Source organism: Microbacterium aoyamense, from assembly GCF_023155855.1.
Lineage (GTDB): Bacteria > Actinomycetota > Actinomycetes > Actinomycetales > Microbacteriaceae > Microbacterium > Microbacterium aoyamense.
In genome coordinates this window covers 896,351-918,597 of sequence record NZ_JAKNUT010000001.1, presented here as the reverse complement: position 1 = coordinate 918,597, position 22,247 = coordinate 896,351, and the positions used below count along the sequence as shown (strand labels likewise).

Genomic DNA, 22,247 nt, shown 5'->3' with positions numbered 1-22,247 from the left:
ATGAACCGCAAGAACTTCAGCGTCGCGACGTTCAATCTGTACAACCTGCAGCTGCCGGGTGAGCGGATGAATCCCGGGCAGACGCCGTGGACGGCGGATGAGTACGCACGCAAGCTCACGTGGATCGGTTCGCAGCTCAAGACGCTGGATGCCGATGTCGTAGGCCTGCAGGAGCTCTGGCACCGCCAGGCGATGGCGGATGTGCTCGCGGCATCCGGGCTCGATCAGACCTACGAGCTCATCGCCTCGCCCGCCGACGGCGACCGCATCATCTGCGCGGCGCTCGTCAAGCACGGACTGCGGGCGGCCGACCCCGTCTGGGTCGACACGTTCCCCGAGGCGATGCGGCTGCAGTCGACGACGCCGATGGATCCGCAGTCGCCGGGGATCTACGTCAACGTGCCGCGGTTCTCGCGGCCCGTGCTGCGCATGTCGATCGCGCTGCGCGACGATCATCCGCACGCCGAAGTGTTCGTCGCGCACCTGAAGTCGAAGCTGCCGATCCGGATCGACACCGAGGTCTGGTACCAGCAGGATCCCGAGACCTATAAGCCGCACGTCACGGCGCTCGGGTCCGCGCTCGCGACGATCCAGCGGACGGCCGAGGCGACGGCGCTGCGCGTGCTGCTGACCGACGTCATGAAGGGCACGGTGACACCCGTCATCGTGCTCGGCGACCTGAACGACGGGCAGCACAGCAACACGCTCAACATCCTCACCGAGCAGCCGCGCTATCTCGTCGGCGAGTCGAGGGGCGGTGCCGACATCGGCCTGTACACAGCACAGACGCTGCAGGAGTACCGCGACACCCGTGACGTCTACTACACGCACGTGCACGACGATCTGCGCGAATCGCTCGACCACGTGCTCGTGAGTGAGCAGTTCTACGACCACAGCGAGCGGCGCCTGTGGCTCTTCGACGGCCTCACCATCAACAACGACCACCTCAACAGCGAGGACCACAAGCTCGACGGCACCGGCGATCACGGCGTCGTGAAGGTGCGGTTCGCGTACAGGCCCGTCAAGAGGCTCTGATCAGCGACGCGATGCCAGCGTGTAGCCGGCGACCGCCGTGCCGATCACGACGACGTGCATGGTCATGAGTGCGATCACTCCTGCCGTCGTCGTGCCGGGGATGAAGCCGGTCGCGAGCAGCACGATGTCGGGGATGAACGACAGCACGAGCACGGCGAGCGCGAGCATCGGCATCGTGCGACGAGGATTGCGCACGCGCTGGGCGACGAAGCGCCACGCGAACCAGCCGATCACGAGAGGCACGACGGTGAAGGCCCCGAAGACGGGCAGGGTGAGCGGTGCCCACGACGCGGGGGCGCCCGCCGCGGTCGCGATGGCGGCGACGAGTGCGTTGAGGGCGACGGCGACCGCGACGGTCGCGACGAGGATGCCAGCACGCGCACCGGTGGACGTGGACTGGGTGGCGGATGCTGCGGTCATGACGTTCTCCTATTCCGATACTGGAGGGTTCCGTAATCGTTTACGATACTCCTCGGTCTCGAAATGTAAAGTGATCGCATGAGTTCTCCGGCCGCCGGTCGTCCCCGCGATCCCGACGTCGACGAGGCGATCCTGCGCGCGACGGCCGACCTTCTGGCCGCCGAGGGGCCGACGACGATGACGCTGGATGCCGTCGCCCGCGCAGCCGGTTGCGGCAAGGCCGCCATCTACCGGCGGTGGAACGGCAAGACCGAGCTCATCGTCGCCGCCGTGCAGCGCCTGTACCGCGCACCCGACGTTCCCGACACGGGATCGCTGCGCGAAGACCTGCTCCTCTGCGCGCGCCACTACTCGGGAAGGGACGAGCGCTCGGCCCGCATCCTCGCGCACGTCCTGCTCGAGTCGAAGAACGATCCCGCGCTGCGCGAAGCCGCCGCCGCGTCGGTCGGACGCCCTCCCGTCCAGGTGCTGAACCGCGTGCTGGCGCGCGCGGTGGAGCGCGGCATCCTCACCGCCGACGCGCCCCTCGAACTCGTCGCGACGATCCTGCCCGCCCTCGCCTTCCGCAGCCTCACGACGGCGGGGCGCGCCCTCACCGACGACGAGGCCGTCGAACTCGTCGACCGCGTGCTGATCCCCTCGCTCACCGCCGGGTCGTGAAACCGATCAGGATCGGAGAAGCGCGCGGCATGCATCGCCCGTAGCGTGACTCGGGTCACAACGAAAGGACGTGCATGATGGCCGAGGGCCTGTCGAAGGAAGAACGCGACGCGGTAAAGGAACGCGCCAAGGAGCTCCGCGCTCAGGAGAAGGCGGGAAAGAACCGCCAAGCGGGGCTCAAGGCCGTGCTCGAGGCGATCGAGAAGCTCGACGCCGCCGACCAGAAGCTCGCGAAGGGCGTGCACGACATCGTGACCGACGTCGCCCCGCACCTCGTGCCGAAGACGTACTACGGGATGCCGGGCTGGGCCAATGAGGAGGGCAAGATCGTGGTCTTCGTGCAGCCGGCGAGCAAGTTCAAGACCCGCTACTCGACCCTCGGATTCGAGCAGCCTGCGCAGCTCGACGACGGGGACATGTGGCCGTCGGCCTTCGCGCTGCTGAAGCTCACGCCCGAGACGAAGAAGCGCGTCACCGAGCTCGTGAAGAAGGCCGCGCCGGCCTCCTGATCCACCCGCATCCGGGGGCTCGACCAGCTCCATCGGCTCGGTGCTGTCGATCGGCTCCTCCGGCACACGGGCGCCCGGGTGAGAATGGATGCACCCATCGAGAGGGAGCGCATGTCACACAGCACCGAGCCGGACGACGACGACCTTCCCGTCTATCTGCCGCCCGGGGGTGCCGAGAGTGTGCCGGGTTTCCTCGATCGACTGCTCGCCCGCCTCGCCGATGACCCCGCCGATGCCGAATTCGTCTTCGAAGGCGTCGAGGTCGATGTCGCGCAGGGCGTGTGGCTCGTCCCCCTCGGCGGCTACGACCCCGACGAGTACTCGGCGCAGAACCACCCCCTGTCGCCGGCAGAGTACGCCGAGGTCGCGCTGCGGTCGGTCGAGGACGTGCACCGGGTGCTCGTCGAGACGTGGGGCGCGCCCCAGGTTCGCCCGCCGAGGCTCGTCGGCGTCTCGAAGGAGCCCGAGGGCATTCTCGATTACATGATGGTCGCGGTCGGCTTCGACGAGGCCGAAGTCTGGGACCGCGGCGAGTTCACCTGCGCCCTGCTGTCGGGGTGGGCCGACGAGCCCGTGACGAGCGCGCTGCGCCAGGTGATGGCCGTCATGCCGCGCGAGTATGCGATGGGCGGACTGGCAGTGCTCGCCGATGACGAGATCACCGTGCACGACCTGCTCATGCACGGCGAGCACCCGCTCGAGCTGCGCCGGCGCGCGTGGTTGCTGAGCGCGATGTTCGGGCAGGGCGAAGTCCGCGTGCGCGATGCGGTCCTCGAGGCCTCGCGCCTCGGACTGCGCGCGAAGGACGGCACGACGTCGGTGTGGACGTTCGCCGACGACGGACGGATGCTGGTCGTCCTGCAGGACCCGCAGTCGGAGTTCGTCACCGCGGCGGCGGACCAGCTGATCGCCGATCAGTTGACCGAGGAACCCGGCGACGGCGATACCGATCGCGAGGAGGCGCGGCTGATTCTCATCGCGCGCATGCTCGACGGCGTGCCCGCGGATCTTCGCGAGCTCATCGCTGCCCCCGCCGAGACGGTGGACGGGCATCCCGCACAGCACGAGCTGGAGTTCCGGATGCTGGGCGACAGGCCGCTGCCGATCATCTCGGGCCTCGCGTGGTTCGACGGCGAGCACTGGCGCGTCCCCGCGAGCATGCTCGAGATCGGGGCCCTCAACGTGTTCGGGATGGATGACTTCGGCTTCGCGCGAGCCGTTCGTCGCCCGTATCGGCTCGGTGGCGCTCTCGTCGCCGAGGACTTCACGGGCGGCGTCGACGAGGAGCGCCGTGCGTACATCGAGCGCGTCTTCGCGGCGTGCCCCGTTCCCGAGCAGCCGCGGCCGCCGGTCGGCGAGCGCCTCGGCTACGGACTTCCGCGTGATGTGAGCCACGACGAGATGGTCGACCAGATCGAGCGCGCGTCGGAGCTGTGGTGGGACACCGACCCCGATCGGGCTGAGGGCGTCGATGGGTTCCGCGTCGGCGGCCGGACCTTGAGCGTGCTCGACGGCCGCATCCTCCGCGCCGTCGTCGCGAAGTCGGAGCCCTGGACCGTCGACATCCTGCGCGACTGGGTCGACGGTCTCTCGGCCGCGATGGAGACGAGGTGGGGTCGCGCGGGGTCCGTCAGCGGCGACGATCCCCAGACCGGGCAGATGCGCCGGTCGCCGGTGGCTCGCGTGATGCGCGGCACCGGCCTGATGTCCGCCCCGATGTGGTGGGTGAACGGTCACGCCGTGCTGCTCCTCGCCGGCATCCCCGATGCGTCCTACGACGAGGAACCGCAGGCGATCCTGTTGATCGCGCCGGCTGACGCCGTGCTCGACGTGATGCGCGGCACCAGCATGTGGGAACTCCGTCGCCGTGCTCGGGTGCTCGGCGAGGTAGCGACGCTGACCTCGACCGTGCCCCCGCCCGACGAGATCGCTTGGAGCGGTCCGCCGCTGCGGGGGTCCGACCTCGTGCCCCGCGCGCGGCGCGGACGTCTGCGCGCCGGCGATCACTTCTGGGTGTGGCACTTCACCCACGACGGGCGGGCGCTCCTGCTCTCGTTCCCTGTGGCGCAGGATGCCGCGGCGCCGTCCTTCGACGACCAAGTGGACCTCTTCGCCGGCGTGCCCGCCGACCTGATGTCACTCGTGGCCGATCGCGATTCCCGTGGGCTCTTCGGCGTGGTCACCGACGCGGACACCGGTCGCTCGCTGCCCGCCGCGCGGGCCGTGCTCTGGTTCGACACCTACGACTGGCGCGCGAGCGACGGCATGATCCGCCGCCTGCGCACCGCTGCCGACCCCTGGACGGCCCTCACGTCGACGACGCTCGGAGTCGGGCAGCTGCTGTGGGCGTGGGTCGTCGGCAACGAGTTCACGCCCGACCTCTTCTCCGACCCGCAGTACGCACGCCACCTCCTGGACCGGATGCCCGAGCACGACGAGATCGCGCAGGGCTTCGCGCGCTTGGGCGATCGGCACGAGCGCGCGCTCACCGGATCACTCAACGAGTTCCTCGACGTCGCGACGGGAATGCCCGACCGCCGCTACTTCCTGGACGCCGCGCTTGCGAATCCGAATCCCCGCCACCGGCGCGAGATCGCATTCCTCCTTCTCGAGAACGGTGTGGACGCCTCGATCCAGCTCTCGCACCTCACCCCGGTGAACGTACTGTTCCAGAATCCGACGCTCAGCGCCGGCGACCTCCCGCTCCTGCGCCGCCTGCTCTCCGCCGGCGCTCGCCCGGGGCCGGGGCTCGGTGGAACGAGCGTGGCGCGGGATCCCCTCGAGCAGCTCGCCGACCGGCACCTCGACCCGGCCGACGCCGATCCGCTCACGGAGGAGCTGGTCCGTCAGCGCACCGGGCGGTAACGGAGTCCCACCTCGACGCGGCTCGGCCCGCCGTTCAGGAGGGTGAGCGCGACCGGCGAACCTCCGGGGTTGTCGTAGAGACGGATGCCGTCGCCGAGCAGCACCGGAGCGACGTGGATGTCCATCTCGTCGAGGAGCCCCCGTTCGAGGAGCTGCTTGCCGATCGTCGGCGAGAGCACTTCAACGTTCTTGCCGCCCGCGGCATCCAGTGCGATCCGCACGGCCTCGGCGACATCGCAGTCGAGGAACGTCACGCCCGGCGAAGGGGCCGCGTCTTCGGGATGGTGCGTGAGCACGAAGGTCGCGCCGCTCCAGCGGCCGCCGTACGTCATACTCGCGTCGGGGAAGGCATCCCATCCGTCCCGTCCGCCGAGAACGGCGCCCGTCGTCGCGACGTACTCGGCTACGATGTCGCGATCGCCGGCCTCTTCGATGCCCTGCATCCAGTCCATCGAATGACCCGGCCCCGCGACGAACCCGTCCAGCGACATCGTGAAGTGCCAGAGCACCTTGCCGGATGCGGTCTGGGGTTCCATCTCTTCCATCGGCCCAGCGTATGGCGGCGACGGCCGTTGAGACAGGGGGTTGTCCGGTTCACCTCCGGTCGTCGCGCACCGACTGAAACTCGGAGAGGAGCGGCATGATCGTCCCGCCCATCTCGACCTGCGTGAGCAGGACGGCGGGCGTGCCGTCGGGATCGACGTAGAAGTCGGTCCCCTGTCCGCCTGACCAGCCGTAGCGACCGCGGTGCTCGCCCGCGGTCACGACGGCGACCCCGAAGCCCCAGCCGGTCCCGCTCCAGAATCCGGGGAAGAAGCTGTCGTCGGTCTTGACGCGATCGGGCACCTGGTCGGTCGTCATAAGGCGCAGGTGCTCGGGCGAGACGATGCCGTCGCCGCCACGAGCCAGCATCCGCTCGAACCGCATGAAGTCCGCCGCGGTCGACACGAGCTCGCCATGACTCACATCGAACGGGGGCGGGCCGACGGAGAACCCGGCGCCTGCCGGTTCGGTCTCGACGAGCTCTCCGTCGACGTCTCGGTATGCCGGCGGGAGCCTGTGCGCCTTCTCCATCGGAATCGAGAAGTCGGTGTCGGGCATCCCGAGCGGGTCGAAGATCACTCGTCGCAGGTGTTCTCCGAGCGGCGCGCCGGCGAGCCGCGACAGCAGGATGCCGAGGATCGCGAACGAGTGGTGGTACCGCCACCCCTCACCCGGCTGGAACGCGAGCGGAAGGGTCGCGATGCGTCTCAGCCACTCCTCCGCGTCGAGCTCGGGCGACTGCGGACCGCCTTCCGTGCCGTTCTCGGTCATCGCGCGGGCCAGCGGTGATTCGACCATGATCGACCCGTAGCCGCTCGTGTTCGTCAGCAGATGTCGCAGCGTGATCGGTCGCGACGCGGGAACGCTGTCGTCGAGCTGGGCGGTCGGGGTGCGCAGCACGCGGCGCTGCGCGAGTTCCGGCATCCATTCGTCGATCGCGTCCTCGAGCCCGATGCGCCCCTCTTCGACGAACCGCAGCGCCGCGACGCTCGTCACCGCCTTCGTCATGGACTGGATGCGGAAGATCGCGTCGGTCTGCATCGGCGGTCCGCCTGTGGATGCCGCGCCCACCGCGACGACGTCGTCGCCGACGGCCGCCACGGCGCCCGGGATCACGCCGCGCTCGACGTAGTCCTCCAGGAGTTGCTCGAGCCGCGCACCTGTGTCGGTCATACCGGACGGTACCGCAGGAGTTGAATCGCGGGATGGATGCCGCTACCGCGCTGGCCGTTTTCGGCTGGCCGGAGGGCTCAGCTCGCGCTGTCGGAGACCCTGATCAGCACCTTGCCGATGGCGCCGTTCTCGACGGCGTCGTGCGCCGACGCGGTGTCGGCGAGGTCGAACCACGTGAGCGGCAGCCCCGCCTCCTCGCCCACCGGCAGTGCGCCGTCGGCGAGCGCGCGCGTCACATCCTCGGCCGCTGCGGCCCACGCCTCCGCACCGACGGTGTAGACGAGCAGTCCCTGATAGCGGATGTTCTTCGCGAAGGCGGCGAGGACGGGGACGGATGCCGCCTCCCCGCGCTCGTTCGCGTAGTACGCGATGCTCGTGTGGTTCGCCGCAACCCGGACATCCAGGTCGATGTTCGCGGCCGGCGCGACCTCGACGATCTGATCGACACCGGCCGGCGCGAGCTTCGCGATCTGGTCGGCGGCATCGTCGTCGGTGTAGTCCACGACGTGGTGCGCGCCGGCGGCCTCTGCCAGCGCGGCCTTCTCGCGGCTGCTCACGGTCGTGATGACTGTCGCACCCGCCCAGCGCGCGAGCTGGATCGCGGCGTGCCCGACCGCTCCGGCACCGCCGGCGACGAGCACCGTGCGCCCGTCGAGCGCACCCGGCTCGAGCCGCGCCGGGCCGTACTCGTGCACGGTGAGGGCGCGGTGCGCGGTCATCGCGGGAACCCCGAGGCTCGCGCCGATCTCGAACCCGACGCCGTCCGGAAGCGGAGCGACACGCGAAGCGGGCACGTTCACGTACTCCTGCGCGGTGCCCGTCGGGCGCTCGTACTGCGCGAGGAACATCCAGACGCGGTCTCCCACCTGGAGTCCCGAGACCTCCGGACCGAGGGCATCGATCGTGCCCGCGCCATCCTGATTCGGCACCGTCTCGTCGAACTGCGTGCGCGACCCGCCGCCAGAGCGCGCCTTCCAGTCGGTCGGGTTGACGCCTGAAACGGCGACCTTCACCCGCACCTCGCCGGGACCGGGATCGGCCACCTCACGGTCGACGAGGGAGAGGACGGAGGACGCACCGGGCTCGGTGTAGACGATCGCACGCATGCCTACGCGAACGACGGGGACTGAGGGATGATTCCCGGCGGGCTCTCGATTCCCTTCATGTCACGTCCTCCATGTCGGGCGGCGGCGGGAGCGCCGACAGCGGGGCGAGACGTCCCGCGGCATCCGTCACGGTGTGCTTTCTGAGGTAGTCGCGCAAGTACGGCAGCGCGAAGTCCACTTCGCCACGGCCGGCCCAACGCGGTGATCACGTCGTCGGGGTTGAGCAGTCCGATCTGGAATCGCAACGCCCATGCTCCCGTTGGATCGGTTTATAGACGTTTGTACTCGTTTACGCTTCAGCTCTTGGCGACCTTCTGCTCGGCCCACTTCTTGCCCACGTCCAGGACAGAGGGAGCGAACTGACCCCACGCCTCGCCGATCTTGGCCGGGTCGATCTTGCCGGTATGCACTTGCTCGCATAGGCGCATCCAGGCTTCGCCTGTCGCGGCCGTCAGCGACAGCGCGACGCCGGCGCTGATGACACTGCCGGCGACGGGGATCACCTTGAGGAAGCTGCGCGCGAGCGCCTGCCCCGTGATCTGCACGCCGAGTTGCGCGAGCGCACCGGCCGAGAGCATGACCTTGATGTCGAGGTCGTAGATCGCGGCAATGCGCCCCATCATTCCGAGCTGGATCGGCGCCAGAACCGCGGCATCTGCAACGGGAACGGGGACGGCTGCGGCTGCTCCGGCAGCGGCGGAAGCTGCCGCGATGATCGGCCGGGCCATCTCGCGCTTCCACGGGAGGTTGAGTCGCTGTGCGATGCGAAAGGCGTCCTTCTCGTTTTCCGGCGAGAGGGAGAGGGTCTCGGCCACGAGCTCACCGAGGCCGTGCCCCTTGCCCTTTCCGTGCTTGTCGCGGGTAGAGGTGAGGATGACGCGTTCGTACGGGATGCTGAGGGGCTCGCCGTTCTCATCCACGGGCTCTTCGAGCCACTCGACGAACGACTCGAGGTCTTTCGCCACACCGCGGGCGCCCGTGATCGGGTTCTTGCTCCAGTCGACCTTCGTGAGGACGAGCACGACCGGTAGCCCGTCCGCGGCGAGCTCTCGGATCATCTCTATGTCGGCGGGCGTGAGGCGGTCGTCCGTGGCTTTGATGCAGTACCAGACGACGGCGATCTGCGTGTCGGCGGGATGCGTCTTGATCGTCTCGAGGTGCGCACGCAGCTGCTCGCGCGGCGGCACGGACGATCCGATCTCGAACCCCTCGACATCCCAGATGCCGAGCGTCTCGTCGTGGAAGTACTGCACGCCGCGCGTGACGGGCAGCCCCTTGCCGGTCTTCGCCCAGTCACGCCCGAAGACCGCGTTGACGAGCGAGGACTTGCCGACGCCCGAGCCGCCGATGATCGCGAGGTTGAACCGGCCGTACTTCGACTTCGCCTGGTTGGTCGCGGAGAGGAACTCCTGCTCGCCGTCCTCGGGCGTGACAACCGGGTCGTCGGTCATGGCGGGCTCCTCCGGGTTGGCGGCGGCGGTCATTTCGCGAACTCGAAGGTCAGATCGGCGTCCGGGTCAACGGAAGTGACGATGCCTCCGTAAAAGGCCTCCGTCTGGCTCTTCAGTGTGTCGATGCTGCTCGTCACGTACTCGGCCTTGTTCTCGTCACTGAGGATGCGATTCGTCATCTCGCTCTGGCTGATCTCGTCGGTCAGAAACGCGAGCAGGCCATCGTCGTCGATCGGGTCTTCGAAGTGGATGTTGCTGTGGCTCAGGAAATCGAACGCCGGGACCGACGCGAGGTAGGTGTGATCGCCCGTCTGGTCGACACGCACCCGCGCGCCGTCGAGCCCGACGTTGGCGTCGAAGCTGTAGATCAGGTACTTCATCCTGTCCGCAGCGTCGACCGGGATCCCGAAGATCTCGCCGTCCTTCTTCACCCTTTCCACGCCTTCTATTCGAAGGCTGGCGAGTGCGACCTTCTGTTGCGGGAGCACGTACTTGACAACTTCCGACCTGGTCGCGGTCTGCTGAGGACCGAACAGCATGCCCAAAGCGATCCCCGCGATCGCGGCGACACCTCCCACGAGGACGATCAGCAGAACGACGGCCCAGATCGGCGTTCGACGCCGTGGAGTCGGGGTGGTTGTGGTCATCAGTTCGTTCCTCGTGTGGTGGGTGCGTGGGATGGCCGGCGGTGTCGGATCGGGTCGAGCTTCACACGCCGGAGACGGATGCTGCAGCCTCCGCGCCATCGTGGCGAACGTACCCGGGGGTTCGGACGGACGGGAATGAATGAGGAGCCCTCGAGGGATCGGTCGCGCCAAGCCTTACGAGAGAGGAAGCGACGAACAGGGCATGGCCACACTCTAGGGACTCGCGCCGCGCTGAGTGCGACTGACTAGCTCACGCCCTCGGGGACCGCGAGCTTCGGAGACACCGTGCCGACGCACTTCGCTACCGCAGATGGAGTCGGCGGGCGACGATTGCTACTGTCGGATCCCGATCGACCATGCGTGAAATGGCTCTGAATCCCCGCTAGTTTGCGTCCCTGTTCGCGAGATCTGTTCGCGCTACTTTGCGTATTCCTACACGGCGAGCGTGGCCAGAGCGTGAGAGTCCGCCGCGCCGGTACCGGTCGGATCGCTGTCATCGTGCAGGTTCCTCCGCGTCAGTCCGTTCGTGGCGTGCGACTCGGAGCCCGCACCGGACGTCGGGGCCGGATTCACGCGACGTCTATGCTGGGCCCGTGCTCACGACCTCCGTGCTGGTTTCGGCCGCGGTGGTGCTTGGGTTGCTGATGCTGCTGCACTCGTGTCTGGGCGAGCGCTTCCTGATCGTGCCGCTGTCGACACGTGACGATCTGCCGCCGTTATTGGGTGATCGAAGTCGTACGGTCGGCGTCGTCCGGTTCGCGTGGCACATCACGAGTGTTCTGGGGTTGGGTTTCGCCGCCGTGCTGGTCGATATCGCGGCAGGGACCGGGATCCGAGGGATCGTGCTCACGATAGGAATCACCTGCTTCGCGTGCGCGGTCCTTCCCCTCTTGTTCACGCGGGGTAGGCACCCGTCGTGGGTCTTCTTCTTGATCGCGGGTGGCCTCTGCGTGTGGGTGTCGATTTCGACGTGACTCCTTCGGCTGTCGCCGCGTCGAACTAGGTGGTCGACACGTCGAGGTAGTCGCGCCAGGTGACCACTCCACGGTCGGGATCCTGGGCGAGGTTGTCTCCTGCGGTGTACGCACGTCCGACGGCGCCGGGAATGCCTAAGGCGATCAACCCGCCGCGCTTGCCCTGCTGTGCCCGGTACTGCATGACGAGATCGTGCGCGGAGAGCACTTCCGGCCCGGCGAGGTCGCCGACCTTTCCCGCGGCCGGTGATGTCACGAGCTCTGCCAGGCGCTCTGCGACGCGGTCGACGTCAACCGGCTCGAATCGGAGGCCGCGTGGTGCGAGTCGCAGGCGCGACAGGGTCCGGGCGATCGGATGCACGAACTGATGGAGCTGTGCGACGCGGATGATCGTGTGCGGGATGCCGGACTCTTCGACGATCCGCTCTGACGAGGCTTTGCGTCGGAAGTAGCCGATTGGCATCCGATCCGCACCGACGACCGAGATGAGCACGACGTGATCAATCCCGGCTTCGTGCGCCGCATGCACGGTGTTGCGTGTGCCGGTGTCGTCACCGTTCGCTCCACCGGCCAGATGCAGAACGGTGTCGATATCGGTCACCGCTTGGTCGAGTCCCGTGCCTCGCACGGTGTCCACCGGCATCCATTCGATGCCGGGATCGGGGTGCGTGGCCGGCCGCCTGGAGGCGACGCGAACGGTGTCGGCCCTACCTGCGAGCAGGGGGACGACGCGGCGGCCGATAGTGCCGGTGCCGCCGGTGATCAGGATGCGGGTCATGAAGTCTCTCCTCGGTGTCACACCGCGGTCGGCGTGCTCGTCAATCAAATGACGAGCACGGACGGGAGGATGTGACATGGTCGACCCTGTGGAGGTTGTGGAGCGATTCGAGGCCGCGCGGCCGCGAATGCGGCGGATGGCGGTGCGGCTGCTCGGATCGGAGTCGGACGCGGACGATGCCGTGCAGGAGGCGTGGTTCCGACTTGCCCGCACTGACGCCGACAGCATCGACAACCTCGACGCGTGGCTCACGACCGTCGTCTCACGGATCTGCCTCGATCTGCTGCGCGCCCCGCGGCGCACCTGGGAGCGGTCGTGGCACCTCGAAGCGTGGGACGACGAGCCCGGAACGGCGGAGGATCCGCTCGACACGGTGGCCCTGTCCGATCGGGTGAACACCGCGCTGCTGGTCGTGCTGGAGACGCTCAGCCCGGTCGAGCGGATCGCGTTCGTGCTCCACGATGTCTTCGGCCAGCCGTTCACCGAGGTCGCCGCGGTCGTCGACAAGTCGCCGGATGCCGTCCGCCAACTCACCTCGCGTGCGCGTCGACGGCTGCGCGGCGCCGAGCATCCGCAGGACGGCCGCCGCGCCGGCCGCGTGATCGTCGACGCGTGGCTCGCGGCTGTCAGCAGTGGCGACCTCACCCGCATCCTCGCGCTCCTGGACACCGAAGTCACCTTGCGTGCCGACTACGGGGCGACCATACAGTCCCTTCAGGGCGTCGACGATATCGCCGCCCAGGCGATGTTCGCGGTGAAGCTCGCTCAGCATTCCCGCCCGGTCTTGATCGACGGGATGTCAGGAGTCGCGGCCTACGCGTGCGGCCGCCTCGTCTCGGTGATGGCATTCGTCATCGCAGAAGACCGGATCGTCCACCTCGACGTCCTCGCCGACCCGCAACGGCTCGCCGACCTCGGCGCCACCCTCTAGGTCGGCAATTCCAGCCCGGAACTTGCAACAGCCATCTGCGCGCCGCGATCGACGCGCGTCGTTCACGCTGACCTGCGTACCCGCACGTTCAGCCGCACACTGCCGTGGAATCCGCAGGATTCATCGGGAACCTACAGCTACCCGAAGTCGCCGGGCGCCATATCCGTGAAGCGCGAGAAGTGGCCCTGGAAGGCGACCGTGATCGTGTCGGTCGGACCGTTACGGTGCTTCGCGACGATCAGGTCGGCCTCGCCCGCGCGGGGGCTGTCGCGCTCGTAGGCGGCCTCCCGGTGCAGCAGCACGACCATGTCGGCGTCCTGCTCGATCGAGCCGGACTCGCGCAGGTCAGAGAGTGCGGGCTTCTTGTCGGCGCGCTGCTCGGCGCCACGGTTCAGCTGCGACAGAGCGACGACCGGCACGCCGAGCTCCTTCGCGAGGAGCTTGAGTGCGCGCGAGAACTCCGAGACCTCTTGCTGGCGCGACTCGACGCGCTTGCCCGAGGTCATGAGCTGCAGGTAATCGATGACGACCATCTTGAGCCCCACGCGCTGCTTGAGCCGGCGGCACTTGGCGCGGATCTCGACCAGGGTCATGTTGGGCGAGTCGTCTATATAGAGGGGCGCGTCGTTGATGCGACCGCGCGTCGCGGCGATCGTCGTCCAGTCCCGCGAGTCGAGCGTGCCCTTGCGCATCGCCTGCAGAGGGATCGAACCCTCGGCGCTCATCAGGCGCATCGCGATCTCGCTGCGACCCATTTCGAGTGAGAAGAAGATCGTGGGCATGTCGTGCTTGATCGCCGCGGAGCGCGCGAAGTCGAGGGCGAGCGTCGACTTACCCATCGCCGGCCTCGCCGCGATGATGATCATCTGGCCGGGGTGCATGCCGTTGGTCAGCTGGTCGAGACCCGAGAAGCCGGTAGGGATGCCGGTCATCTGGCCGTCGCGGCCACGAGCTGCCTCGATCTCGTCGACCGCGGCATCCACCGCGATCGTCAGTGGCACGTAGTCCTCGGCCGCCTCCGCGCCCGTGACCGAGTAGATCTCGGCCTGCGCGTTGTTGACCAGGTCGAGTGCTTCACCCTGGCCGGAGTACCCCATCTGCACGATGCGCGTGCCGGCGTCGACGAGGCGACGCAGCAGCGCGCGCTCGTTGACGATGGATGCGTAGTACCCGGCGTTCGCGGCGGTCGGCACGATCGAGGTGAGCGTGTGGAGATAGTCGGCGCCGCCGGCGCGCTGCAGTTCGCCGGTCTTGATGAGCTCGTCGGTGACGGCGACGACATCGGTCGGCTCGCCGTGCGAGTAGAGCGTGAGGATCGCTTCGAAGATCAGCTCGTGCTTCGGCACGTAGAAGTCCGAACCGCGCAGCGACTCGATGACGTCGGCCACGGCATCCTTCGACAGCATCATGCCGCCGAGGGTGCTCTGCTCCGCAAGGAAGTCGTGCGGTGGTGTGCGTTGGTTTTCGCGGGGACCACCAAGGCGGTCGTCGGAGATGTCCGCGATCGACATGCACACTCCCTTTCTGCGCCTCTGCGCGCAGCCCCCCGACTGCCGGAGACCACGCTATGGACGGGGTCCGACACCTGCAACACAGCCTGTGGATAACTCTGTGGAGAGATTGCGAGAAACGCCGAGCAGCCTGTGCACAACGACTGTGGAGAACTCGCGGGTCGATAGCCGATTCTTCCGTCGAAATGACTTCTGATCAGGCGTATTGCTTTCCACAACCTGTGCACTCAGACGCGGTTGAAGTATGGATTGAAGGTTTGTCCACCGAAAGGCGGGTTGTGTAAAACACTTACCGTCCGAACACATCCTCCAACGTCTTCCTGCGGTGTGGGATCTCGGCGATTTTCACCGCCCCTCTGGACGACCGTCTTCCATCGGCGTATCGTCAGGGGTCCAGGCACCCGATGCGCGATCCGACCGGAGAGCGCAGCCCATTTCTGTATGGGGGAGGTGAACGTGGACATCGCACCATCGCTCGAACGGATCCTGCGCCTCGCCCTGATCGGGCTCGGAACCGCGTTCGCCTGGATCCTCATCTCGCTCGTCCTCGGGCTCGGCGCCGGCCACGCGCAGGCCGCCGAAGACGACGAGCCAGGGCTTCTGGGTGCCGTCACATCTCTGCTCGACTCGACGACCACGACCGTCACCGACACCGTTTCCGCAGTAGGTGGAACCGTGTCGAACGTCGTCACCTCGGTGGTCGCCGTCGCACCCGCGCCGGTGCAGCAGCCGGTCACCGAGACCGTCGACACCGTCGGGTCCGTCGTCACCGCGGTGACCGCACCCGTTGCCGAGACGCTCGGCGGAGGCGTCGTCACGGCCGTCGTCGAGCCGGTCGTCTCCGAGGTCGTACAGCCCACGACGGAGCTCGTGAGCGACATTCCGCTCGTCGGCGACCTCGTCTCCTCGCTGCAGCTGGACCGCGCGCTTCTCGACGTCGGAACCACCCTCGACGACACCCTCGGCGCGACGCTCGACACCGTCGTCGACATCACCGACCCCGTCGTCGCCGTGCCGGGCACACCGGCTTCCCCGGCGGCTCCGCAGGCGGTGCTGACGGCGACGACCGCCCCGGCGCCAGCGCACATGCACGAGGCCGCGTCGGTAGCCACGCGCCACTCGATCGCGATGATCGCGGTGCTCTCCACGCGCATGCCCGCCGCCTCTGCGCCGGCGGACGCCTCTGCCGCGGCATCCCTCCCCTCGACTCACACAGCAGGACTCTGCCTGCTGTCATCAACCACCACGGGACCCGCGGGAGCGGGTTCCGGTGCCTGGGCGCTCGTCGCCATGATCCCGCTCGCCGCACACCGTGCCTGGGTGCGTCGCGCAGGACTGTCGGACGACCGCGTGCCTCCGGCGCCTCCAGCATCCACCGACGTCTCCCCTGATTGATCGGGACGCTCCGCCCTCCCATGGGCGACACGCATCCGCGCGCTCAGCGCGCATCATCCGATCACTCAGCAAGGGAGCAAGACCATGCGCACCATCATCAAGCGCGCCCTGTGGGGCGTCGCTCTCGCCGGCGGCATCACGCTGCTCGGCGCAACGGCCGCGAACGCGGCCGACGACACGACCTCAGGCGAGGACGGGCTGCTCTCGGGCACCCAGGCCCTCATCGACGTGTCGCTGCCCATCACCGTCACCGATACGTCCATCTCGCTGCTCGGCGACAGCTCGAGCACGAACGCGGCACCGGCACCCGCCGCACCCGCCGCACTCGCACCCGCCGCGAGCACGAGCGGGCAGGACGCCGTCGCGTCCGGAACGCAGGCGCTCGTCTCGGTGAGCGTTCCGGTCACGGTGACCGGCAACGCGGTGTCCGTCCTCGGCGAGAGTTCGTCGACGGATGCCGCGGCACCCGCCGCCGCGCCGGCACCGGCAGCCTCGGCGCCGGCCTTGCAGACGGGCGGTGCCGACGGCATCCTGTCGGGCACCCAGGCTCTCCTGGGTCTCGACGTGCCGATCACCCTCACCGGCAATGCGATCTCCGCCCTCGGGGACAGTGGGAGCGAAGGGTCCGCAGCTCCCGCTGCGGCCGCCCCGGCAGCCGCTGACGCGGCATCGTCGACCACGACCGGCGAGGACTCGATCCTCGGCGGCACCCAGGTCGGGGCCCCGATCACGGCACCGGTGAACGTCACCGGCAACGCGATCTCGGTCCTCGGCGACAGCTGGAGCGAAGGCACCACGGCACCCGCCGCGACCGCTCCGACCGGCACGGGGGCACCCACGACCAACGGAGACGACGGCATCGCCGGCGGTACCCAGGTCGCCGCTCCCGTCACCGCCCCGGTGAACGTCACCGGCAACGCCGTCTCGGTGCTCGGCGACAGCTCGAGCGAGGGCACCACGGCACCCGCGAGCACGACCGGCGGGACCACGGGCAGCCCGATGACCGACGGCAGCGACGGTACCGCGAGCGGCACCCAGGTTGTCGCACCGGTCACCGCACCCGTCACCGCCGTCGGCAACGCCATCAGCGTCATCGGCGACAGCGAGAGCACGGACACCACGGGACCCGCCGGCACGACGCCCGCGGGAACGGGAACCCCGACCACGACGGGTGACGACGGTATCGCCGGCGGCACGCAGGTCGTGACCCCGGTGGCAGCTCCCGTCACCGCCGTCGGCAACGCCATCAGCGTCGTCGGCGACAGCGAGAGCACGGGCGCGACGGCTCCGGCGGTCATGCCCGGAGGCACCGGCGACCCGGCGACGAGTGGAGAGGACTCAACGATCGGCGGCACGCAGGTCGTCGCACCGATCGCGGTCCCGATCACGATCGGCGGCAACGCCATCTCGGTGGTCGGCGACACGACGACCGAGACGCCCACGGTTCCGACGACGCCGGTCGACCCGACCGAGCCGACGGACCCGACGGACCCGACGGATCCGGTCACGCCCGGCGCACCCGGGGGAGCGGGTGACGGTTCGAGCTCGGCGGGCATGATCCTCGCCGATGCGGCACTCGCCGAGACGGGCGGCCCCGGCATCCTGCCGATCCTCATCGTGTCGCTGCTCATCGTGCTCGCGGGAGCGGGGGCGATGTACGTCGGCCACCGTCGCGGGCTCGTCTGAGAGACCGCCGGGTCCGAGCGGGCGGCGGGCATTGCCTGGACTCGCCACCTGCGACGACCCGGTGCAGGAAGGGCGGATGCCGCGCCTCCGGGGGGCTGCGCGCGGCATCCGCTCCCGCTCGCCCGAGCGGGCACTTTCTTCCCGAGCGGGCAGGTTGCAGCGTTTCGCAGCCCGCCCGCTCGGGAGCGACCTGCCCGCTCGGCGTCGCGAGTGAAACGACAGATGCCGCGGACCCGAAGGTCCGCGGCATCGTCATCCGGCACACGAAACGGCGTGCCGAAACTTGTTACTTCGCGGCGACCACCTGAAGGGTGATCACGGCGGTCAGGTCGTCGCGCAGACGCACCGTCGCCTCGTGCTCGCCGGTCGACTTGATCGGCGAGGTGATGTGGATCTTGCGCTTGTCGAGCTCGCCCAGGCCGGCGGCCTTGACGGCGTCGGCGACGTCACCCGTCTTGACCGAGCCGAACAGGCGACCCTCGGCGCCCGCCTTGACGGCGAGACGGACCTTGGTGCCCTCGAGGGCGTCCTTGAGCGCCACGGCCTCTTCGTGGTCGTGGATCGCACGCGAGTCGCGCGCCGCGCGGATCGAAGCGACCTGCTTCTCGCCACCGCGGGTCCAGGCCACTGCGAAGCCCTGGGGGATGAGGTAGTTGCGGGCGTACCCGTTCTTGACCTCGATGACGTCACCGGCGCTTCCGAGCCCGGCAACCTCGTTCGTGAGAATCAGCTTTGCCATGAGGTGCTCCTTAGCGGCCGGCGCCGGCGTAAGGCAGGAGCGCCATTTCGCGCGCGTTCTTGATCGCCTTGGCGATCAGACGCTGCTCCTGCACCGAGACACCGGTGATACGACGGGCACGGATCTTGCCGCGCTCCGAGATGAACTTGCGAAGAGTTGCGACGTCCTTGTAGTCGATGACGCCGACGCGGATCGCCTTCGCGGGGGCTGCGTTCTTCGCGCCCTTCCGCGGCTTGCGGCGATCGCCGGTAGCCTTTCCAGCCATTGTTTGTCCTTAGTTGTTGTCGGATGCCGCAGCATCCGGAGATCTCTTAGAAGGGGGTGTCGTCGCCGTAGGAGGAACCGGGCGTGGCCCAGGCATCCCCACCACCGGCGTTCGACGAACCCGGAGTCGACCACGGCTCGTCGGCGACCTGCGCCGGGCGCTGCCCGCCGCCTCCGCCGGCACCGCCGCCATAGTTGCCGCCACCGCTCGCCGCACGCGTGACCTGTGCGGTCGCGTAGCGCAGCGACGGGCCGATCTCGTCGACCTCCAGCTCGATCGCGGTGCGGTTGTTGCCCTCGCGATCCTGGTAGCTGCGCTGCTTGAGGCGACCGGTCGCGATGACGCGGGAGCCCTTCGTCAGCGAGCCGGCGACGTGCTCGGCGAACTCGCGCCACACGCTCGCGCGGAGGAACAGCGCTTCGCCGTCCTTCCACTCGTTCGCCTGGCGGTCGAAGTTGCGCGGGGTCGAAGCGATCGTGAAGTTCGCGACGGGGAGGCCGTTCTGCGTGTACCGCAGTTCGGGATCAGCCGTGAGGTTTCCCACGACGGTGATGATCGTCTCGCCGGCCATCGCCCTTACGCCTTCGCGACCTTGGCGGGAGCGGCAGCCTTGCGGGCGGCCTTCTCTTCGGCGCGCTTGCGCTCGGACTCGATCAGGGCGATCGCTTCCTCGGCGCGGAGGACCTTCGTGCGCATGACCTGCTCGCTGAGCTTGAGCTGGCGGTCCAGCTCCTGCGTCGCGGCGGACGTCGCGGTGAAGCTGACGACGGCGTAGATGCCTTCCGTCTTCTTCTGGATCTCGTAAGCGAGACGACGACGGCCCCAGATGTCGACGTTGTCGATCGAGCCACCATCGTTGGTGATGACCTTCAGGAACTTGTCGAGATTGGGCGCCACCTGGCGCTCGTCGAGTTCGGGGCTCAGGATGACCATGAGCTCGTACTGGTGCGTCACTAACCCACCTCCTTCGGACTAGAACGGCTGCCGGGCATTTCCCGGCAGCAGGAGGGTGTGTGCATGTCGTCCGGCTGAATGCGCAGGGTGCGCGTGCGGACAACCCTCCAATGGTACCGGATCCCCGGTCACGCGCCGAATCGTCCTCCCTCACGATCGCGCGCGACGACTTCGCGCTCGACCCAGTCGCGGTCGCGATCAGGTGTCGGCGGGGTGAGGCGGTACTCGACGGGGGACTCGGAGAACTGCACCGGACTGCGCGTGCCGACCACGTCGCCGTCCGCCGTGCGCGCAAGCGGGGCGAGCCCGAGGCGGTCGGCGAGCGCGAACGCCTCGGCGATGTCGAGGATCGGAGCGCACGGGACGCCGGAGCCGGACAACACCTCGTGCCACGCGCGCGCGGAGCGCGAAGCCAGCGCCGCCACGAGCAGCGGGCGGAGTTCGTCGCGACGTAGGCTGCGATCGGCCGCGGCGCGGAATCGCTCGTCGACGGGCATCCCGAGGCCCTCGCGCAGTCGCGCGAACTGCCGATCGTTGCCGATCGCGATGACGAGGTCGCCGTCGGCCGTCGGGAAGGGGCCGTACGGGAAGATGCTCGGATGCTCGTTGCCGAGTCGCTGCGGCACGACACCCGCGAACGCCCACGCGCCCGTCTGGTTGGCGAGCGCCGAGAGGGCTGAGCTCAGGAGGTTCACCTCGACGTGCTGGCCCTCGCCGGTGCGGTCGCGGTGGTGGAGCGCCGCGAGGATTCCGACGGCGGCGTGGAGCCCGGTGACGACGTCGACGATCGCCACACCCGCCTTCGTCGGCGGGCCGCCCGGCTCGCCGGTCACACTCATGAACCCCGACAGCGCCTGCGCGAGCACGTCGTAGCCCGGTTGTGGCGAGTCCGCTCCGAAGCCCGAGATCGATGCGTAGACGGCGCCGGGATTAGAGGTCCGAACGCTGTCGTAGTCGAGGTCCCACTTGGCGGCTGTGCCAGGCAGGAAGTTCTGCACGACGACGTCGGCCCTGGCGGCGAGTGCCCGTGCGACCTCGGCATCCGCCGGGTCGGCGAGGTCGAGCACGATGCCGCGTTTGCCGCGATTGACCGACAGGAAGTACGTCGCATCGTCGCCGGCGGAGGGCGGCATCCATCGCCGTGTCTCGTCGCCGTCGGGGCCCTCGACCTTGACGACGGTCGCGCCGAGATCGGCGAGCAGCATCGTGCAGTACGGCCCCGCGAGCACACGACTGAAGTCCGCGACGAGAAGCCCCTCGAGCGGACCGGTCACCGGAAGGCGCCCATCCCGGTGATGTGCTGCCCGAGGATCAGCGTGTGCACCTCGTCGGTGCCCTCGTATGTGCGGACCGATTCGAGGTTCGCGGCGTGCCGGATCGGGGAGTGCTCCAGCAGCACGCCGTTACCACCGAGAATTGTGCGCGCCTCGCGGGCGATCGCGATCGCCTCGCGCACGTTGTTGAGCTTGCCGAGCGAGATCTGCTCGGGGCGGAGGGTTCCGGCATCCTTCATCCGTCCGAGGTGGAGCGCGAGGAGCGCGCCCTTCTGCAGCTCGAGCAGCATGTCGACGAGCTTCTGCTGCGTGAGCTGGAAGCCGGCGATCGGCCGGTCGAACTGGTCGCGGGCCAGGGCGTAGCGCAGCGCCGCTTCGTAGCTGTCGCGAGCGGCTCCCAACGCACCCCAGACGATCCCGTATCGCGCTTCGTTCAGCGCCGAGAACGGGCCTCGCAGGCCGACCGCGCCGGGCAGGACCGCTGAGGACGGAAGACGGATGCCGTCGAACCGCAGTTCGCACTGCACCGACGCGCGCATCGAACCCTTGGGTTCGAGCACGACGGCTTCGTAGCCGGGTGAGTCGGTCGGCACGACGAAACCGCGCACGCCCTCGCGCGTCTGCGCCCACACGACCGTGACCTGGGCGATCGAGGCGAGCCCGATCCAGCGCTTCTCACCCGTGAGGATCCAGTCGTCGCCGTCGCGCTCGGCGTACGTCTTCATACTCGAGGGATCCGACCCCGCCGTCGGCTCGGTCAGCCCGAAGCTGCCGATGACCTCACCGCGCGCCATGCGCGGCAGCCACTCCTGCTTCTGCTCCTCGCTGCCCCAGCGGTGGATCGACCCCATCGCGAGCGACCCCTGCACCGACACGAAGGTGCGCAGCCCCGAATCGCCCGCTTCGAGCTCGAGGGCTGCGAGCCCGTACTCCACGGCGGTGCGGCCGGGGCATCCATACCCCTCCAGGTTCATTCCGAGCACGCCCAGCTCGCCGAACGCGGGGGCGAGCTCGGCAGGGAAATGCCCGCGATCGAACCAGCCCGCGATGTACGGGCGGATCTCGGTGTCGACGAAGGCGCGCACGCGATCGCGCACCGCTCTCTCCTCCGCGCTCAGGAGGGCGTCGAGGCCGAGCACATCCGACTTCGCGCGCAGCGCCTCGAGGTCGTCGGGATCGTGAGCGGTCATGGTGCTGCCTCCTCGCCGTGCACAACTCCTGCAATCTTGCCGCGAATGCGTCTCGAAGGCGCTTCCCGAGCCCGATCGCGCGCGGATTGCCGACGTTGTGCACGCCGCACCGCGGGTAGCGTGGACAGCAGTCGATCTCGG

At 68.7% G+C, this 22,247-nt stretch carries 23 protein-coding genes; 8 read left to right on the top strand and 15 right to left on the bottom strand.

From position 1 onward, the window contains the following. Positions 1–1,035, top strand: coding sequence for an endonuclease/exonuclease/phosphatase family protein (locus tag MA876_RS04755; protein WP_248146534.1), 1,035 nt, complete (start codon positions 1–3; stop codon positions 1,033–1,035). Here the strand turns inward: MA876_RS04755 and MA876_RS04750 are convergent, their stop codons facing one another. Continuing rightward, the gene (locus tag MA876_RS04750) at positions 1,036–1,455 is read right to left on the bottom strand and encodes a DUF6069 family protein (RefSeq protein WP_248146532.1); all 420 of its coding nucleotides are present in this window, start codon (positions 1,453–1,455) and stop codon (positions 1,036–1,038) included. Between the two features lie 78 nt (positions 1,456–1,533). Between MA876_RS04750 and MA876_RS04745 the strand changes: the two genes are divergently transcribed. The 3 genes from MA876_RS04745 (at position 1,534) to MA876_RS04735 (ending at position 5,489) form a co-directional block, all read left to right on the top strand. Beyond that, positions 1,534–2,115: a TetR/AcrR family transcriptional regulator gene (locus MA876_RS04745; protein WP_248146531.1), complete on the top strand. Its 582-nt coding sequence runs from the start codon at positions 1,534–1,536 to the stop codon at positions 2,113–2,115. Positions 2,116–2,192: 77 nt separating this feature from the next. Next, positions 2,193–2,624 (top strand): hypothetical protein, encoded by a 432-nt coding sequence (locus MA876_RS04740; protein ID WP_248146529.1) that lies wholly within the window; start codon positions 2,193–2,195, stop codon positions 2,622–2,624. 111 nt (positions 2,625–2,735) lie between these two features. Beyond that, positions 2,736–5,489, top strand: coding sequence for a hypothetical protein (locus MA876_RS04735; RefSeq protein ID WP_248146527.1), 2,754 nt, complete (start codon positions 2,736–2,738; stop codon positions 5,487–5,489). Here MA876_RS04735 and MA876_RS04730 read toward each other — a convergent pair. The 6 genes from MA876_RS04730 to MA876_RS04710 all read right to left on the bottom strand — a co-directional run bounded on the left by MA876_RS04730 (position 5,471) and on the right by MA876_RS04710 (position 10,508). Continuing rightward, on the bottom strand, positions 5,471–6,034 hold the full coding sequence (locus MA876_RS04730) for a dihydrofolate reductase family protein (protein WP_248146525.1): 564 nt from the start codon (positions 6,032–6,034) through the stop codon (positions 5,471–5,473). The two genes, MA876_RS04735 and MA876_RS04730, sit on opposite strands and share 19 nt — an antisense overlap. A gap of 49 nt (positions 6,035–6,083) precedes the next feature. Next, positions 6,084–7,205: a serine hydrolase domain-containing protein gene (locus MA876_RS04725; RefSeq protein ID WP_248146523.1), complete on the bottom strand. Its 1,122-nt coding sequence runs from the start codon at positions 7,203–7,205 to the stop codon at positions 6,084–6,086. A gap of 77 nt (positions 7,206–7,282) precedes the next feature. Further along, positions 7,283–8,311, bottom strand: coding sequence for an NADPH:quinone reductase (locus MA876_RS04720; protein WP_248146521.1), 1,029 nt, complete (start codon positions 8,309–8,311; stop codon positions 7,283–7,285). A gap of 55 nt (positions 8,312–8,366) precedes the next feature. Next, entirely contained in the window at positions 8,367–8,489 is a 123-nt protein-coding gene (locus MA876_RS18955) for a hypothetical protein (protein WP_275561777.1), read from the bottom strand. Between the two features lie 118 nt (positions 8,490–8,607). Beyond that, complete coding sequence (locus MA876_RS04715; protein ID WP_248146519.1) at positions 8,608–9,762, bottom strand: GTPase; 1,155 nt, start codon at positions 9,760–9,762, stop codon at positions 8,608–8,610. Positions 9,763–9,791: 29 nt separating this feature from the next. Continuing rightward, positions 9,792–10,508 carry a hypothetical protein gene (locus MA876_RS04710; RefSeq protein WP_248146517.1) on the bottom strand — a complete coding sequence of 239 codons (717 nt, stop codon included), beginning with the start codon at positions 10,506–10,508 and terminating at the stop codon, positions 9,792–9,794. 494 nt (positions 10,509–11,002) lie between these two features. Between MA876_RS04710 and MA876_RS04705 the strand changes: the two genes are divergently transcribed. Continuing rightward, the gene (locus tag MA876_RS04705; RefSeq protein ID WP_248146515.1) at positions 11,003–11,383 is read left to right on the top strand and encodes a hypothetical protein; all 381 of its coding nucleotides are present in this window, start codon (positions 11,003–11,005) and stop codon (positions 11,381–11,383) included. 25 nt (positions 11,384–11,408) lie between these two features. Here MA876_RS04705 and MA876_RS04700 read toward each other — a convergent pair whose 3' ends face one another. Continuing rightward, entirely contained in the window at positions 11,409–12,161 is a 753-nt protein-coding gene (locus MA876_RS04700) for an SDR family oxidoreductase (protein ID WP_248146513.1), read from the bottom strand. A gap of 76 nt (positions 12,162–12,237) precedes the next feature. Here MA876_RS04700 and MA876_RS04695 point away from each other — a divergent pair, with 76 nt between their 5' ends. Continuing rightward, the gene (locus MA876_RS04695) at positions 12,238–13,092 is read left to right on the top strand and encodes a sigma-70 family RNA polymerase sigma factor (protein ID WP_248146511.1); all 855 of its coding nucleotides are present in this window, start codon (positions 12,238–12,240) and stop codon (positions 13,090–13,092) included. Between the two features lie 137 nt (positions 13,093–13,229). Here the strand turns inward: MA876_RS04695 and dnaB are convergent, their stop codons facing one another. Next, positions 13,230–14,603, bottom strand: coding sequence for a replicative DNA helicase (dnaB, locus tag MA876_RS04690; protein WP_248146509.1), 1,374 nt, complete (start codon positions 14,601–14,603; stop codon positions 13,230–13,232). Between the two features lie 456 nt (positions 14,604–15,059). On the opposite strand from dnaB, the gene MA876_RS04685 reads away from it, so the two are divergent. Both MA876_RS04685 and MA876_RS04680 read left to right on the top strand, forming a co-directional pair. Continuing rightward, complete coding sequence (locus MA876_RS04685) at positions 15,060–15,998, top strand: hypothetical protein (RefSeq protein WP_248146507.1); 939 nt, start codon at positions 15,060–15,062, stop codon at positions 15,996–15,998. Positions 15,999–16,082: 84 nt separating this feature from the next. Next, positions 16,083–17,684 (top strand): chaplin family protein, encoded by a 1,602-nt coding sequence (locus tag MA876_RS04680; RefSeq protein ID WP_248146505.1) that lies wholly within the window; start codon positions 16,083–16,085, stop codon positions 17,682–17,684. 286 nt (positions 17,685–17,970) lie between these two features. Here MA876_RS04680 and rplI read toward each other — a convergent pair whose 3' ends face one another. The 6 genes from rplI to MA876_RS04650 form a co-directional block, all read right to left on the bottom strand. Beyond that, positions 17,971–18,423 carry a 50S ribosomal protein L9 gene (gene rplI / locus MA876_RS04675; protein ID WP_248146503.1) on the bottom strand — a complete coding sequence of 151 codons (453 nt, stop codon included), beginning with the start codon at positions 18,421–18,423 and terminating at the stop codon, positions 17,971–17,973. 10 nt (positions 18,424–18,433) lie between these two features. Continuing rightward, entirely contained in the window at positions 18,434–18,688 is a 255-nt protein-coding gene (gene rpsR, locus MA876_RS04670; protein WP_005054609.1) for a 30S ribosomal protein S18, read from the bottom strand. Between the two features lie 46 nt (positions 18,689–18,734). Then, complete coding sequence (locus tag MA876_RS04665) at positions 18,735–19,259, bottom strand: single-stranded DNA-binding protein (RefSeq protein ID WP_248146501.1); 525 nt, start codon at positions 19,257–19,259, stop codon at positions 18,735–18,737. A 5-nt stretch (positions 19,260–19,264) separates the two neighbouring features. Further along, the gene (rpsF, locus tag MA876_RS04660; protein ID WP_248146499.1) at positions 19,265–19,642 is read right to left on the bottom strand and encodes a 30S ribosomal protein S6; all 378 of its coding nucleotides are present in this window, start codon (positions 19,640–19,642) and stop codon (positions 19,265–19,267) included. A gap of 128 nt (positions 19,643–19,770) precedes the next feature. Next, entirely contained in the window at positions 19,771–20,916 is a 1,146-nt protein-coding gene (locus MA876_RS04655; protein ID WP_248146496.1) for a CaiB/BaiF CoA transferase family protein, read from the bottom strand. Further along, a complete protein-coding gene (locus tag MA876_RS04650; RefSeq protein ID WP_248146494.1) occupies positions 20,913–22,106 on the bottom strand; it encodes an acyl-CoA dehydrogenase family protein in 1,194 nt (397 codons plus the stop codon). The genes MA876_RS04655 and MA876_RS04650 overlap by 4 nt, the downstream gene beginning before the upstream one ends. Positions 22,107–22,247: the final 141 nt, after the last annotated feature.

Excerpts from the sequence above, each read along its gene's own strand:
- MA876_RS04755 (WP_248146534.1), top strand. The coding sequence starts at position 1 with ATGAACCGCAAGAACTTCAGCGTCGCGACGTTCAATCTGTACAACCTG.
- MA876_RS04750 (WP_248146532.1), bottom strand. The coding sequence starts at position 1,455 with ATGACCGCAGCATCCGCCACCCAGTCCACGTCCACCGGTGCGCGTGCT.
- MA876_RS04745 (WP_248146531.1), top strand. The coding sequence starts at position 1,534 with ATGAGTTCTCCGGCCGCCGGTCGTCCCCGCGATCCCGACGTCGACGAG.
- MA876_RS04740 (WP_248146529.1), top strand. The coding sequence starts at position 2,193 with ATGGCCGAGGGCCTGTCGAAGGAAGAACGCGACGCGGTAAAGGAACGC.
- MA876_RS04735 (WP_248146527.1), top strand. The coding sequence starts at position 2,736 with ATGTCACACAGCACCGAGCCGGACGACGACGACCTTCCCGTCTATCTG.
- MA876_RS04730 (WP_248146525.1), bottom strand. The coding sequence starts at position 6,034 with ATGGAAGAGATGGAACCCCAGACCGCATCCGGCAAGGTGCTCTGGCAC.
- MA876_RS04725 (WP_248146523.1), bottom strand. The coding sequence starts at position 7,205 with ATGACCGACACAGGTGCGCGGCTCGAGCAACTCCTGGAGGACTACGTC.
- MA876_RS04720 (WP_248146521.1), bottom strand. The coding sequence starts at position 8,311 with ATGCGTGCGATCGTCTACACCGAGCCCGGTGCGTCCTCCGTCCTCTCC.
- MA876_RS04715 (WP_248146519.1), bottom strand. The coding sequence starts at position 9,762 with ATGACCGACGACCCGGTTGTCACGCCCGAGGACGGCGAGCAGGAGTTC.
- MA876_RS04710 (WP_248146517.1), bottom strand. The coding sequence starts at position 10,508 with ATGGCGCGGAGGCTGCAGCATCCGTCTCCGGCGTGTGAAGCTCGACCC.
- MA876_RS04700 (WP_248146513.1), bottom strand. The coding sequence starts at position 12,161 with ATGACCCGCATCCTGATCACCGGCGGCACCGGCACTATCGGCCGCCGC.
- MA876_RS04695 (WP_248146511.1), top strand. The coding sequence starts at position 12,238 with ATGGTCGACCCTGTGGAGGTTGTGGAGCGATTCGAGGCCGCGCGGCCG.
- dnaB (WP_248146509.1), bottom strand. The coding sequence starts at position 14,603 with ATGTCGATCGCGGACATCTCCGACGACCGCCTTGGTGGTCCCCGCGAA.
- MA876_RS04680 (WP_248146505.1), top strand. The coding sequence starts at position 16,083 with ATGCGCACCATCATCAAGCGCGCCCTGTGGGGCGTCGCTCTCGCCGGC.
- rplI (WP_248146503.1), bottom strand. The coding sequence starts at position 18,423 with ATGGCAAAGCTGATTCTCACGAACGAGGTTGCCGGGCTCGGAAGCGCC.
- rpsR (WP_005054609.1), bottom strand. The coding sequence starts at position 18,688 with ATGGCTGGAAAGGCTACCGGCGATCGCCGCAAGCCGCGGAAGGGCGCG.
- MA876_RS04665 (WP_248146501.1), bottom strand. The coding sequence starts at position 19,259 with ATGGCCGGCGAGACGATCATCACCGTCGTGGGAAACCTCACGGCTGAT.
- MA876_RS04650 (WP_248146494.1), bottom strand. The coding sequence starts at position 22,106 with ATGACCGCTCACGATCCCGACGACCTCGAGGCGCTGCGCGCGAAGTCG.